This is a genomic window from Longirhabdus pacifica (assembly GCF_004115085.1).
Taxonomy (GTDB): domain Bacteria; phylum Bacillota; class Bacilli; order Paenibacillales; family DSM-105158; genus Longirhabdus; species Longirhabdus pacifica.
On record NZ_QXJP01000003.1, the window covers coordinates 62,456 to 76,385 of the forward strand.

At 37.3% G+C, this 13,930-nt stretch carries 14 protein-coding genes; all 14 read right to left on the reverse strand.

Going from position 1 to position 13,930, the window contains the following annotated elements:
- Nucleotides 1–70: 70 nt before the first annotated feature.
- Nucleotides 71–1,108 (reverse strand): recombinase RecA, encoded by a 1,038-nt coding sequence (gene recA / locus D1Z92_RS02985; RefSeq protein ID WP_128894175.1) that lies wholly within the window; start codon nucleotides 1,106–1,108, stop codon nucleotides 71–73.
- Nucleotides 1,109–1,237: 129 nt separating this feature from the next.
- Nucleotides 1,238–2,497, reverse strand: a complete 1,260-nt coding sequence (locus D1Z92_RS02990; RefSeq protein WP_128894176.1) for a CinA family nicotinamide mononucleotide deamidase-related protein — start codon at nucleotides 2,495–2,497, stop codon at nucleotides 1,238–1,240.
- Nucleotides 2,498–2,582: 85 nt separating this feature from the next.
- Complete coding sequence (gene pgsA, locus D1Z92_RS02995; protein ID WP_128894177.1) at nucleotides 2,583–3,158, reverse strand: CDP-diacylglycerol--glycerol-3-phosphate 3-phosphatidyltransferase; 576 nt, start codon at nucleotides 3,156–3,158, stop codon at nucleotides 2,583–2,585.
- 177 nt (nucleotides 3,159–3,335) lie between these two features.
- The gene (locus D1Z92_RS17200) at nucleotides 3,336–3,500 is read right to left on the reverse strand and encodes a DUF4175 domain-containing protein (RefSeq protein ID WP_164931430.1); all 165 of its coding nucleotides are present in this window, start codon (nucleotides 3,498–3,500) and stop codon (nucleotides 3,336–3,338) included.
- Between the two features lie 88 nt (nucleotides 3,501–3,588).
- Nucleotides 3,589–4,416, reverse strand: a complete 828-nt coding sequence (locus tag D1Z92_RS03000) for a helix-turn-helix domain-containing protein (RefSeq protein ID WP_164931431.1) — start codon at nucleotides 4,414–4,416, stop codon at nucleotides 3,589–3,591.
- 62 nt (nucleotides 4,417–4,478) lie between these two features.
- Nucleotides 4,479–5,234 (reverse strand): DUF3388 domain-containing protein, encoded by a 756-nt coding sequence (locus D1Z92_RS03005; protein ID WP_128894179.1) that lies wholly within the window; start codon nucleotides 5,232–5,234, stop codon nucleotides 4,479–4,481.
- 265 nt (nucleotides 5,235–5,499) lie between these two features.
- Nucleotides 5,500–5,751: a DUF3243 domain-containing protein gene (locus D1Z92_RS03010; RefSeq protein ID WP_128894180.1), complete on the reverse strand. Its 252-nt coding sequence runs from the start codon at nucleotides 5,749–5,751 to the stop codon at nucleotides 5,500–5,502.
- Between the two features lie 91 nt (nucleotides 5,752–5,842).
- A complete protein-coding gene (ymfI, locus tag D1Z92_RS03015) occupies nucleotides 5,843–6,592 on the reverse strand; it encodes an elongation factor P 5-aminopentanone reductase (protein ID WP_128894181.1) in 750 nt (249 codons plus the stop codon).
- A 1-nt stretch (nucleotide 6,593) separates the two neighbouring features.
- Entirely contained in the window at nucleotides 6,594–7,874 is a 1,281-nt protein-coding gene (gene yfmH / locus D1Z92_RS03020; protein WP_128894182.1) for an EF-P 5-aminopentanol modification-associated protein YfmH, read from the reverse strand.
- Nucleotides 7,871–9,160, reverse strand: a complete 1,290-nt coding sequence (gene yfmF / locus D1Z92_RS03025; protein ID WP_128894183.1) for an EF-P 5-aminopentanol modification-associated protein YfmF — start codon at nucleotides 9,158–9,160, stop codon at nucleotides 7,871–7,873. The genes yfmH and yfmF overlap by 4 nt, the downstream gene beginning before the upstream one ends.
- A 105-nt stretch (nucleotides 9,161–9,265) precedes the next feature.
- Complete coding sequence (gene sleB, locus D1Z92_RS03030) at nucleotides 9,266–9,997, reverse strand: spore cortex-lytic enzyme (RefSeq protein ID WP_128894184.1); 732 nt, start codon at nucleotides 9,995–9,997, stop codon at nucleotides 9,266–9,268.
- A gap of 76 nt (nucleotides 9,998–10,073) precedes the next feature.
- Nucleotides 10,074–12,701, reverse strand: coding sequence for a DNA translocase FtsK (locus D1Z92_RS03035; protein ID WP_128894353.1), 2,628 nt, complete (start codon nucleotides 12,699–12,701; stop codon nucleotides 10,074–10,076).
- Nucleotides 12,702–12,867: 166 nt separating this feature from the next.
- Nucleotides 12,868–13,092 (reverse strand): YlzJ-like family protein, encoded by a 225-nt coding sequence (locus D1Z92_RS03040; protein WP_128894185.1) that lies wholly within the window; start codon nucleotides 13,090–13,092, stop codon nucleotides 12,868–12,870.
- Nucleotides 13,089–13,847, reverse strand: a complete 759-nt coding sequence (locus D1Z92_RS03045; RefSeq protein ID WP_370741195.1) for a ClpP family protease — start codon at nucleotides 13,845–13,847, stop codon at nucleotides 13,089–13,091. The genes D1Z92_RS03040 and D1Z92_RS03045 overlap by 4 nt, the downstream gene beginning before the upstream one ends.
- Between the last annotated feature and the right edge of the window lie 83 nt (nucleotides 13,848–13,930).

The window sequence follows — 13,930 nt, forward strand, 5'->3', positions numbered from 1 at the left end:
TCATCCATGTTGCTGTATAATGAAAAACGCACCTATGCAGGTGCGATTCATTTAGTCTCTACACATTCATTTATTCCACAGGATCTAATGTCTCATCCTCTTGATCAGGTGACTCTTCAGCCGCAATCAAATTGGCTTGTTGACGTATTTTTTGTTCGATATCCATTGCAATGGCTACATTTTCTTTCAAAAATTGTTTCGCATTCTCTCTACCTTGACCAAGGCGTTCTCCCTCATAGGAATACCATGCTCCACTTTTATTTACAATGTCCATTTCAGTACCAATATCGACAATACTTCCTTCTTTAGAAATACCTTCGCCATACATAATGTCGACTTCTGCTTGTTTGAATGGAGGCGCTACTTTATTTTTAACCACTTTTACACGAGTACGGTTACCTACAATTTCATTCCCTTGTTTAATCGACTCTATACGTCTAACATCGAGTCGCACGGAGGAATAGAACTTCAATGCTCTTCCACCTGGAGTCGTTTCAGGGTTACCGAACATAACGCCCACTTTTTCACGAAGCTGATTAATAAAGATAGCAATCGTATTGGATTTACGAATGGCACCACCTAATTTTCTGAGCGCTTGTGACATCAATCTAGCTTGTAGACCAACGTGAGAATCACCCATTTCCCCTTCTATTTCTGCTTTGGGAACAAGTGCAGCAACAGAGTCTACAACGATAATATCTACCGCACCACTGCGAACTAATGCTTCTGCAATTTCAAGTGCTTGCTCTCCTGTATCGGGTTGAGACAATAACAATTCATCAATGTTGACGCCTAATTTTTCAGCGTATTGAGGATCTAGTGCATGCTCCGCATCGATAAAAGCTGCTTGTCCTCCTAATTTTTGTACTTCGGCTATCGCATGAAGGGATACGGTTGTTTTACCTGAAGATTCAGGACCATATACTTCGACAACTCTTCCTCTTGGTAATCCGCCCACACCTAGTGCAATATCGACAGCAATCGACCCACTGGATACCGTTTCTACTTGAAACTCTGTGGATTCACCTAATTTCATGACAGAACCTTTTCCGAACTGTTTCTCAATTTGGCGAAGCGCCATTTCTAAAGCTGCTTGACGATCAGACACAATCTTCACTTCCCTATCTATTAGTTTTCCATTTTCAATATACGAATGAACTCATGACTTATATATTTATCATATATGGTTTCGAGACATTTGCCAAGCTTTTTTTCGAACATATATTCTATTTTTAAGTTAATTTCGTTTTTCAGCGATGTTTTTTCTAAATTTCCAAAGTAATGATAACGCCGTTTTAGCGGCTCTTACTCGTCTTATTTCATGATTACCATATAATAATACATGCTGCTCAAATTCATTTCCAAATTTATCTATAAAGCTAACAAATGTGTTTGGGACATCTTTATTTTTTTCTGTATCCGACATTTTTTTTGAATAAATGAAAATAAATAAATCCACATTACTACCCTCTATGACATCACGCCCTATTGGTGAAATCGAACGAAGGCTAATTTGCTCTTCCTCTACAGGGATGGTCTGATTAGGAAACAACGTTTGTAATTGATATAAAGATTGTATGATCATACTATGGGACAACACTTCGTCATGATGTGCAGAAGCAGCAATCAAGTTTGTAAAACTTCCTCCTGTTCCCCATTCCAAAACAGAAATACGTTGGTGAGCTTGTTTCAACTCTTTTACGGTGGTTTCCAGCAATGAATCTTGTCCTTCAGTGAAAAAATGTGCACCTAACCGCGTTAAGATCTCTCGCTTGGTGTCTCTCCATTTTGTTTCTGCAGCCTCTCTACTATCCGCTTTTGTTGTAATACGTAAGGATACTTCGTTTTCCTTCGCATATGGCGCAATAGTTGGGTCTGTTTGTGCAGCAATTAAATCTTTGATCGTATCTTCTAATTTAGATTCACCAATACCGGTGAATTTCAACATGGTAGAATAAATAGATAGAGCGTTTTGCGGCATTAATGTTTTCTGAATCCATGGAGCAGCAGCATGTTCGAACATAGGATAAAGCTCGGATGGAGGTCCAGGTAGGAGGATAATGGCTTTATCATGTTGTTGAAAAGCACTGCCTACTGCCAATCCCACCTCATTATGCAACGTGACACTACCATGAATAATTTGAGCCTGCTTTTTATTGTTATCGGACATTTCAATATTTCTACTTTTAAAAAATCCTTCTATTTTATTTAATGCTGGCTTGTCAAACTCTACATGCGTGCCAAAAAAAGCTGCAGCAGCGTCAGCGGTCATATCATCTTCTGTAGGCCCTAATCCACCTGTACATATAACGAGGTCTGCACGTGAGTATGCAGTATGTAAAGCATCTTGAATACGCTGTTTATTATCCCCTACCACGGTTTGAAAGTACACATCCACACCGAGTATAGAACATTGCTCTGATAAATATTTGGCATTTGTATTGACGATTTGACCTAATAACAACTCTGTACCTACACACAAAATTTCTGCTCTCATGACACCTCTCCTTTGGATATTGAACCTGTATGAATATTTAAAAATCCCATAATGATATGGGATTTAATGATAGTATCGTCACATGTTATTTTTCCGCGATCAAATTTTTGTTTTTGATAAAATAGTCTACACCAGAATAGATCGTAATAATAGCCATGAGCCAACTAGCTACAAGATCCACTCGAAGATCAATTAATGCAAATGGAAAATTGTTGAGCAATAAGATAATGATGGCCGTAATTTGAATCGCCGTTTTCCATTTTCCCCATTTACTTGCCGCTATTACACTACCATCTAGTAACGCAATCTGCCTTAAACCTGTAACAGCAAATTCTCTACTAATAATTACGATCGCAATCCACGCATCTAACTTTCCCATATCCACCAAAGAAATGAGTACCGCCGCAATCAGCAGTTTATCTGCTAATGGGTCTAATAACTTTCCTAAATTTGTTACTATTTTTCTCTTTCTCGCTATGTAACCGTCCAATCCATCTGTACTAGCAGCCAAAATGAATATTAGCGTCGCAATAATTTGATTATAAGTAATAGAGAACTCCCCTATAATGAGTGGAGAAAAATCTAAATTCACGAGTAAAAAAAACAACATCACTGGAACTAAGAATATTCTCACCAATGTAATGCGATTAGCTAAATTCATACAAAACACCTCAATTCATTATTCCTAATACACATCCAAATATTGTATCGATTAATCACTTAAAAAAGTATAATACATGGTTCACGCACTGTCAAAAAGAATAATAATTTGCCATAAATAAAGCTTCCCTAACCACCATCGACTAGCGATGATGTTGGGAAGCAGCAAAAGTAAACCTCATGTTTCGTTTCTGACTGGCGTTCTAAACATATCCAATATGCCCAAAACAATATGAGCAAGTCCAAATCCAAAAATTCCGTAACCCCATGCAGTAGGTGTTAAATACCATCCTAACAAACTCACGATAACACCCAAGCCAGTTACAATCCAACTAATTGTCACCTTCATCCCTCACTTGGTGTTGATGTATTGTGTATTCGTTTTGCTGTAATTATTTTAACCTGATTCATGGGTTTTATTCATACTTATCTCATATTGAATTTACTCCAGCAACATTTATTTGTACCCGCATTCCAACGTCCGTTCCTTCTAATTCTACATCATTAATGTACAACTTCGCATTGCTATTTCCTAAGCTAATCCATACATTATTTTGTGATTCAAAAGTATATGTATCATCTTGTTGTGGAGTAATTTCGTCCAATACTTCTCCATAAGCATCACCTTTACGTATTTGCGTCCAGCATCTACCTGTATACTCAATTTTAATATTTATTTGGTCTGTGTTGGCCACTTCATACGTGTAAACATTATTCACTTGCTCCACCAATGTCACTGTCGACGCTACAACTTCCTCTGCCTGCTCTTCAGCAAGCTCTTCTTGTACATTATTTTCTTCAGCGTCATTAAATACCGTTTCAACACTTTCATCACTGTCCGCAAATCGTCCTGTTACAGGTTCAGGCATCTGGATGCTATGATCATCTGATTCGCCGTTCAACAAAACAAAAAGATAGATAACAACAACAATTAAAATAAAAAATGAAATAAACAAAAGTAAAGAAACCCATTTGGCTACTTTATCCACGTTTAATGCTTTTTTTCGTCTACCTGTACTTGTTGCATTGGTTGGTTGCGCATAAGCTTGTGGTAACACATTTTTGTAAAGTTCCATCACATGATTGGAGTCTAAACCTAAGGCTTCTGCGTAACTTTTAATAAAAGCTCGTGCATAAAAATTTCCAGGTAAAATATTGTATTTGCCTTCTTCAATGGCTTGCAAATATGATTTTCTGATTTTTGTTATTTCTTCCATTTGATCTAAAGTATATTGTTGCTCTAACCTTGTTTTTTTCAAAACCTCCCCTAGATCAGACATTGAACATGTACACCTCACTTTCCCTTGTCATTTTTATATATTTAATAGTCTACCGAAGTCGTAATCGCATCATAATTAATCTCTTCATCTGGATGACTTCTTAGTTCAACAATATAGTCAAAAATATCATACGTATACTCTGATTCCCTTACAAAAACATCTGGGTGTTCAATCACTTTTGTAGAGTTCATTTCCATAACATTTGTTAATAACTCCACATGCTTTTCATTTGCTCTAATGGTGCTGACGATGCCGTCAACAATAAAAACATTATTAGGATTTAATTCTTCCTCTGACATCATACTCCTAACGGTTTGACGAAGAAGCGTCGAAGATACAAAACTCCACCTTTTGTTCGAACAAACACTACCCGCAATAATGGATTCTGTTTTTCCAACTCTAGGCATACCTCTGAGTCCTACTACCTGATTTCCATCTCTTTTAAACACTTCTCCGAGAAAATCAACAAGTAAGCCTAATTCATCTCTAACAAATCGAAACGTTTTTCTATCATCAGAATCTCGTTCTATATACCTTCCATGACGTACGGCTAATATATCCACTAATTTAGGTGTTCGTAGTTTGGTGACTGTAATATTATCTACTTTCTCAAGCATTTTACCTAGTGCATCAATTTTTTCATCATTTGCTGTTTGTAATAGCATTCCCCTTGAGCTATTTTCAACCCCATTAATGGTAATAATATTTATATTTAACATCCCCATTAATGATGCTATATCTCCTAATAAACCTGGTCTGTTTCTATGTATAACGTATTCCATGTACCATTGCTTCATACCATTTCACCTCAATTTCATAACACTGAACTTGCTCATCCATCTTATTACAATTTAAATAATAGTTATACTGTTTAAATTCATATTGATATTTAAACCACTTAGAGCATCTTATAATATTTAAACACTTTCTTATACTTTTTTCTACAAAAAATCGTTTTTTTTAAAATAATAAATTCAAATTCATTCATTATAATAAAAACAGGAAAGAAGCCCCACTAAAGCGAGGCTTTTCTACATAAAAAGTCAAAATGTGCAAGAAACATTAAGCATGGTCAACTAACTTCACCATTAATGTTGCCATGACTTTTCGCTCGGACTCATCCGCTACATCCCATAATTCTTTTAACAACAATTCCTGATCATTTCTTGGTTCCACTTTTTCATCTAAAAAATCACCAATTTCATAAGCAAGCTTTGCAATCATCTCATCATTTATCCCTATTTTTTGTGCTTGATTAACACGTTGAGCAAGAAAATTTTTCCACTTATCGAATGAATCCAACACCGTTGACATGATATTACTCACTCCTTTTTAAAATTAAACCTTATACGGTTATAATATTTGTCTAAGGTGAGCAACCTATGCACGAAAATTTAAATGAAGTTTACGTCAACCAACCACCATTGGGACTAAGCACTTGCCCTGTGATGTAACTTGATTCTGGCAAAGCCAAATAATACGTCATCGATGCAATTTCATCCGTTGTTGCAAACCTTCCCAACGGGATTTCTTGTTCCAGCATCTGCTTTTCCTCTTGCTCTAGATGATTCAACATGACGGTGTCTACTGCGCCAGGAGCTACAGCATTGACGGTTACACCAGATGGTGCAAGCTCTTTAGCTAGTGCCTTAGTAAATGCATTCACACCGCCCTTAGATGCTGAATATGCCGTTTCACACGAAGCCCCTGTCATTCCCCAGACAGAAGAAATATTGATAATACGTCCCCACTTTTGTGAAATCATATAAGGTGCAAACGCTTTACAAGACAGAAACATACTTTTTAAATTGACATTCATAATATGATCCCATTGCTCTTCTGTCGTATCCATTAACATGCCATAATGCGAAATCCCAGCATTATTGATGACAATGTCAGGATACAATCCATGCTGATCTAATTTTTCTTTTATTTTACTGATTTCATCGGAAACACTAATGTCTCCCGCTACGGTCATTACCTTTGCTCCTTTAGCGATGCAATTTCTTGCAACTTGATTTGCATGCTCATGTGAGTGGACGTAATGAATGATGATATTCATTTTAATGTCTGCAAATCGTTCCGCTATTGCAGCTCCGATTCCTCTACTTGAACCGGTAATCAATACGGTCATTTCGTTCAATGTTTTATTCATATTATTTTCTTTCGACTACAGACACACTCATGACTTCCCAGTTAAAATGATGACGCAATCGATCGTTTATTCCCTCCCATGTGATACGTGAAAATGTGGACATCATATCGAAGAAATCGCAATTTTTATATAAATAATCCGTAAATGAATGCGCGATTAACTCCGGAATATTGAACAAACGTAAGTAACTCCCCATTTGTTTATGCTTGCTTACTTCAAACTCTTCTTTGCTTAGTCCATTTTTTATATATTCGTCTATATTGCTACGAATCATATGAATCATTCTATCTGGATCAGGCGTATCTCCACCAAACACAGAAAAAGCAAACGTGTTATACGCTTTGTAATCTGAGCTAAATGAATCGGTGATGAGTTGTTGATCATACAATTGCTGGTACAATGTTGAACTCGGACTAAATAATAGATCCATAATAATTTTCATTTCTAATTGTTTTTGTAATAATGAAGTCCCTTCCTCATAGCCATACACTTCCTTAATGCCACACAAACATTTCGGCATGGATACAGAAAGTTGAATTTTCTTTTCGTGCGCCTTCACCGCTTTAGGTTCCGCTTCAAAGTATCTTTTAATTTCCCCTTGTGGGTGTATATTTTTAGCTGATTGATTGTTCGCTGCAAGTGAGGTGACATGTTCTGCATCAACACCACCGACGACAAACAAACACATATTCGAAGGGTGGTAAAAAGTATGATAACAGTCATACAACATTTCTTTTGTAATTTCGTGAATAGATTCCTCTGTTCCTGCAATGTCAATATGCACCGGATGTTGTTGAAAGAGGGATTGTATTAAACCCATGTAAACTTGCCAGTCTGGAGAATCTTTGTACATATTTATCTCTTGCGTAATAATACCTTTTTCTTTCTCAACGTTCTCATCTGTAAAATGAGGCGTTTGCACAAAATCAATTAACGTATTCACATTTTGCTCTATTTGTTCTGTAGAAGAAAATAAATATACGGTCCGATCAAAACTGGTAAATGCATTGACAGACGCGCCTTGAGTAGCAAATTGAGCAAATACATCACCTTCTGGTTGCTCAAACATTTTGTGTTCTAAAAAATGTGCAATGCCGTCAGGCACTTTTATTTTCGGTTTTCCTTCCACTTGAAAGTGATTATCAATGGAGCCGTATTTTGTGGCAAACGTTGCATACGTTTTTCGATATCCCTGTTTTGGAAGCACGTAAACATCTAAACCATTGTCTAATTTGGTGAAGAATAATGATTCTTTCAACTCCGGATACGTTTTGATTTTCATACGTTGTCACTCTCCTTATCTCGCAGGAAATAAATCGTATCCAATTCGACTTTTTTAGCTACATGCTGGATATGCTCCGCTTCAATTCCTTCCAATTGCTCAATCAACTGATGTTTGTTTCGTTCTTTGCCTGCGATAATTTGATTGTAGTCGTAACTGATGCTTGAAAATGCAGCGTCATCTAATTCGTTAATCTGATTACGAATCATCGCTTTTGTCTGCTCCAATTCATTTGATGAAATCTCTCCATTTCGCATCAATTCCAACTGCTGCTTCATAATGTTGATGACCTGATCTACTTTATGTATCTCAATGCCAGATTGAATCGTTATAATTCCTTTTATGCCGTCTAATTTAGAACTTGCATAGTAAGCCAAGCTTTCTTTTTCCCTAACATTGACAAACAATTTAGAGTGGGGATAAGATCCAAGCACTCCATTGTACATCAACAAAGCAGGATAATCTTTATCAGCATAAGTAACTGGTACGTGAAGACCGATGTTAAGCTTGCCTTGTGTCACTTCCAATTGGTCTACAATCATTTGCTCTTTATTTCTATTCTTCACATAAGGGTGAGCATGAAATGGTGTGTTTATTTCTGCTCTATCCATAGTTAAGTATTGTTTAGCTAAAGAAGTTACCTTATCTGTCGTTGTATCCCCAACGACATAAATGTCTATCGAGCAAGTCTCAATCAGTTGCCTGTAAGCTTCGTACAAATTGTGGGGATCAATGTGATCTAAATCTTCCAGTTTACCCAAAGCAGTGAATCTATAGGGCTCATCTTTACACATTTCTTCTAAGCATCGCTGTTCTGCGTATCGCGTTTTGTTGTTTACAACGGCTTGCAGCTTTTTTTGTAACGTTAATTTTTCTGTGTCTACGTATTCTTGTTTAAATACCCCTTGTTCTGTATACGGTTCTGTAATAAGTTCACTTAAAAAACGAAATGACGCTTCTAACATATTGTTTTGGTTCTCTTGAATGAACGCTTCATGAATGGTATCTAATTTAATCTGCATCACTTGATAGTTGCCTCTTTTAAAAACATCAAAAGCAAACCCCGTTCCATACAGATGATCTAAGTGTTTACGCAATTGATCTGTTTGAGGAAATCGTTTTGTCCCTCTGCGCAAAACATGCGGAATAAGCGCTGTTTTGGTTACCTCTTGTTCACATAATGGGACCGCTAAAAGTGCTGTCATCGTATACGTTTTAAACTGAGTGGTTGGCTTTACATGAATTCTCATGTTGTTATACTCTCTTCTTTCAAACCCAGCAGACATACTTTATCCCCTCCTCCTGTTCACATATAAATGCTCACTACTCCTGCTATTTTAACCCAATGTTTGGATATTCACAAACATCAACAACACAAATGTAAAACCATTCTATTTACAAAATATATGTTTGCCAATTCGTTTTATTTGTGGCCGAGTCCAAATCCATGGCGAAGTCGCGGTATCTGGATTAAAATAATATATCGCATCTCCTGAAGGATCTAGACCACTTAAAGCATCTCTTACTGCTCTGTATGAAGTTTGATTCGGTGTTAAATATATTTGGCCATCTGCCACTGCTGTGAACGCACGTGGTTGAAAAATAACATCAGAAACGGTGTTCGGAAATAACTCCGACTGCACTCTATTGATGATCACCGCAGCAACAGCAATTTGCCCTTCATAAGGCTCCCCTCTTGCTTCTCCATGTACCGCATTTGCCATTAGCTTCATGTCATTTTCAGATAGAGGCAGCATCTTAGTTGAGGGATAGCTCATGATTTTTTCTGTCGTATCCTTCGCCGTAGGTCTCCATTTCTTCGTCGCTTCCCATAACTTTAATTTTGTTTTACTACCAGCGATGCCATCCGCTTTCAAGCCAAAAGCATATTGAAAGTTTTTCAAAGCTTGCAATGTCAAATTACCAAACTGTCCATCCACCTCACTGTAATAGTAGCCTAAAAACTTTAATCTCCCTTGCAGCTCATCTACATCCTTGCCACTCGACCCATATTTAATGGTTTGGTTGCTAAAAGCCTCGATATTTTTATCTGGTTGTAAGTCTAATGCAAAAAATAAAGCTACAACAATAAAACAGGTGACAATCACTATTCTCACATTCATCGACAATTTTCCCTTTCTTCATCGTAGATTTATGAGTATTTTGTGATAAGTCACCTGTACCTATTCATGTATTCATTTAACTTTCTTCTTTTGTGTTTTCTTCGTATTGTAAGAGAGTTAGCAACACTTCACGCGGTTTACTTCCTTCGTACGGCCCTACAATTCCTCTATTTTCCATACTATCGATCAATCGAGCAGCTCTCGTGTACCCTACTCTCATTCTTCTTTGTAACAGCGAAACAGAAGCTTGCTTTGCTTCTAATACGATGCGAACCGCTTGATCGAATAATTCATCTTCAAATTCTTCTTTTTCTTCTTGCTTCACTTCGGTAATGTGAAACTCAGAAGTTTCTTCATAATCTGCTTTGCCCTGTTCTAGTACAAAGTGAACCACTTTCTCCACTTCTTCATCAGAAAGGAAAGCACCTTGTACTCGAATAGGCTTGGAAGCACCAACAGGTAAAAATAGCATATCTCCTCTTCCTAACAATTTCTCTGCTCCAATGGAATCCAAAATCGTTCTGGAGTCTACTTGAGAGGAGACACCAAAAGCAATTCTTGATGGAATATTGGCTTTAATTACACCTGTAATAACATCTACGGATGGGCGCTGCGTCGCTATAATCAAATGTATTCCCGCTGCTCTCGCCATTTGAGCAAGTCTACATATCGCATCCTCTACATCATTTGCTGCTACCATCATCAAGTCTGCGAGCTCGTCAACAATGACGACAATATAAGGCAATGGTTTTTCTCCTGTTTCCTCTCCAACCTTTTTCACATGTGCATTATAGCCTTCAATGTTTCTCGTCCCTGATTTCGAAAATTGTTCATACCGTTTTTCCATCTCTTTTACTACTTTACGAAGAGCAAGAGACGCTTTCTTTGGATCTGTTACAACTGGCGCAAGCAAATGTGGGATACCGTTGTACATATTTAACTCTACCATTTTGGGGTCCACCATCAGTAACCTTACTTCCTCTGGCTTCGCTTTATATAAAATACTAGTAATAATCCCGTTTATACAAACAGACTTACCAGAGCCTGTTGCACCTGCTACGAGTAGATGTGGCATTTTTGCTAAATTTGCAATGATCGGCTGCCCAGAAATATCTCTACCAAATGCAATGGATAGTTTAGCATCTGATTTTTGAAATTCGTTCGTTTCCATGACTTCTCTCATCGTTACAATTGATACTTCACTATTAGGAACTTCAATACCAATGGCAGATTTGCCTGGTATAGGCGCTTCCATGCGGATACCTTTTGCAGCTAAAGCAAGCGCAATGTCATCCGTTAAACTGACAATTTTACTTACTTTCACCCCTATATCAGGCTGTATCTCATATCTTGTTACAGAAGGGCCTCTAACTACTTCTAACACTTTGGCTCTAACACCGAAACTTTCGAACGTCGCTTCTAATTTTCTAGCATTAGCTTTATAATTTAAGCTATTTCCTCTAGCTGTGTTTTGCAATTGATTCAGTAGATCAATAGAAGGCATTTTATATGGCTTTACGACTTTATTTGTTGTTGCCGATTCAGGCAAAACTTCATCTGTTTCCGTAAGAGAAGGATCTAGTTGTTCTGTGTGTATGGTTACTTCGTTTTCCTGCTCAGCTTGTTCAGGGGATACGTTCATCGTTTCCTGGTTGCTGCTATGTGAGTTACCGGTATCGTTATCCTCAATATTCTGTTGAAAATCAAAAAACAGTGGTGATCCTGTCTTGCCATTGTCCTCATTCAAATCTACTTCTTGTTGTTGTGACTGTTCACGCTGTAAATCCGACTTGCCTTCTCGTCGATAAACAACTTGCTCATTTTCACTATCTACACTATGGTTTCCAACTAATACGTCTCCGTCCAATTCATGATCTTCATCAAATTCATGTTCTGCATGAGTAGAAGATGTAGCACTAGATTCTTTTTTGAACAACTGAAAAAAAGAAGGAAGCTTTTTACTTTTGGTACTCTGTTTGTTACTCGGTTTATATGACTCTTCTTCAATCTCTAATAAATGCTCATCTTCATCTAAGTAAGAATCGGTCTGCAAAGATGGTTTATTTCGAATAGAACCGCGAAGTTCAGATATTTTAGCCATGAATCTCTTCATGAACGGGGTGATTTTCGTTTTGCTAATACGTAAAATATCTTGAAAAGTTAAATTCGTAATACATATAAAAGAGATAATAAAGAGAGAGAATACAACTAACTTTGTTCCTAATAAATCAAATAGCAAATAAGTGATAGCGAATAAAAACGCGCCTATTTGTCCACCACCAAGTTCTTGCTTAAACGCGTTGTCACTTATCTCTTGTCCCAATTGTAAAGTGACGTTATTCCAAGGTTGCTGAATAATATTGGAAAATGATAGTTTTTCTCCTGTTATTGCTGTAATGGATTGTTGACCTTCAAACCAAAAAATATGACTGGTTAACAGCAACCCCATGCATAGCAATGCGACGCCTGTCGTTCGATAAGACCAGTGTTTAGGCCATTTTCTCCTTAATATTAAATATAACCCTATGTATAACCCTATTAGTGGAAATATGAAATAATAGTGTCCTGCCAAAAATAATGAAATATAGCTTAATGCTCGTCCAACGGAACCAATCCCAGGGATCGATTCAGTACCAGCAATGGATATAGCAGCACTTATAATGAATAAAATACCGTAGATTTCATATTTCAAAATTTGTTTCATATTTTTCTTTTTTCGTCGTCTAGTCAAGTTCCCACCTCCAGTGCAATTATATCATAATTATTTGGAATGCATACAAATGGAAGATTTAAAAAAGAGACATCTTATGTCATGATGTCTCTTCTTGTTGTCATATCGAATATCCTTTTGTGTACGTTGTATTTTTGTTTCAGGTAGATATAAAAGGCTGCATGGTGATGACTTGTCCAGGTGCGTATTTTTCATTTAAAAAAAGCTGAGGGTCTGCACTAATCAACCTCACAATTTTAGCTTGCATACCATCCATAGGTTGCACTTCCATCGTAATACCATCTACCACCATTTCTTGTGTTCGATTTACTTTATCTATGTTCTCATAAATAATTTCTTGTGGAATGGTGGAGTACATAATCATTGTATCATTCCACCTCCCATTTTACTTTTGTGTTCTGCAATCATGCGATTTAATTCCCTTATCGCTTCACCTAATCCCCCTACCATATCAATTAACCCATACTTTACCGCATCACTTCCGATAACATTTGTCCCAATGTCCCTCGTCAGTTCGCCTGTTTTAAACATGAGGTCTTTAAACAACTCTTCAGATATGTTGGAGTGTGCTGTTACAAAACGAACGACTCTTTCCTGCATCTTATCTAAATACTCAAACGTTTGTGGTACGCCAATGACGAGTCCATTCAATCGAATCGGATGGATGGTCATGGTCGCTGTCTCTGCGATAATAGACATATCAGAGGAAACAGCAATCGGTACACCAATACTATGACCACCACCAAGTACAATGGTTACGGTAGGTTTTGAAATGGACGCAATCATCTCGGAAATTGCTAGCCCTGCTTCAACGTCTCCTCCTACTGTATTTAGTATGATGAGAATCCCTTCAATTTTCGGATTCGTTTCCGCTGCTACCAATTGTGGGATAATATGCTCATATTTCGTCGTCTTATTTTGTGGTGGCAAGACGATATGTCCTTCTACTTGACCTATAATCGTGACACAATGAATATTGGAATCCATCTGTGGTAAATTCGTTTGTCCAAATGTCTCTATGTTTTCAGCAACTGGATTTTTCTTTTCCATTGGTGGGGTTTGGGGTTGTACAGGTGGCGCATTGGGTGGTGTAGGCTGTTGCTCTTCTTGTTTATACATGAAATGATCCCTGCCTTCGATGGTAGTCCTATTTACTGAATGTTACTGTTTTATACAGGTAAATAGATCATTTCTAGTTTGCT

Excerpts from the sequence above, each read along its gene's own strand:
- D1Z92_RS02990 (WP_128894176.1), bottom strand. The coding sequence starts at position 2,497 with ATGAGAGCAGAAATTTTGTGTGTAGGTACAGAGTTGTTATTAGGTCAA.
- pgsA (WP_128894177.1), bottom strand. The coding sequence starts at position 3,158 with ATGAATTTAGCTAATCGCATTACATTGGTGAGAATATTCTTAGTTCCA.
- D1Z92_RS03005 (WP_128894179.1), bottom strand. The coding sequence starts at position 5,234 with ATGAAGCAATGGTACATGGAATACGTTATACATAGAAACAGACCAGGT.
- D1Z92_RS03010 (WP_128894180.1), bottom strand. The coding sequence starts at position 5,751 with ATGTCAACGGTGTTGGATTCATTCGATAAGTGGAAAAATTTTCTTGCT.
- ymfI (WP_128894181.1), bottom strand. The coding sequence starts at position 6,592 with ATGAATAAAACATTGAACGAAATGACCGTATTGATTACCGGTTCAAGT.
- yfmH (WP_128894182.1), bottom strand. The coding sequence starts at position 7,874 with ATGAAAATCAAAACGTATCCGGAGTTGAAAGAATCATTATTCTTCACC.
- yfmF (WP_128894183.1), bottom strand. The coding sequence starts at position 9,160 with ATGTCTGCTGGGTTTGAAAGAAGAGAGTATAACAACATGAGAATTCAT.
- sleB (WP_128894184.1), bottom strand. The coding sequence starts at position 9,997 with ATGAATGTGAGAATAGTGATTGTCACCTGTTTTATTGTTGTAGCTTTA.
- D1Z92_RS03035 (WP_128894353.1), bottom strand. The coding sequence starts at position 12,701 with ATGAAACAAATTTTGAAATATGAAATCTACGGTATTTTATTCATTATA.
- D1Z92_RS03040 (WP_128894185.1), bottom strand. The coding sequence starts at position 13,092 with ATGATTATGTACTCCACCATTCCACAAGAAATTATTTATGAGAACATA.
- D1Z92_RS03045 (WP_370741195.1), bottom strand. The coding sequence starts at position 13,847 with ATGTATAAACAAGAAGAGCAACAGCCTACACCACCCAATGCGCCACCT.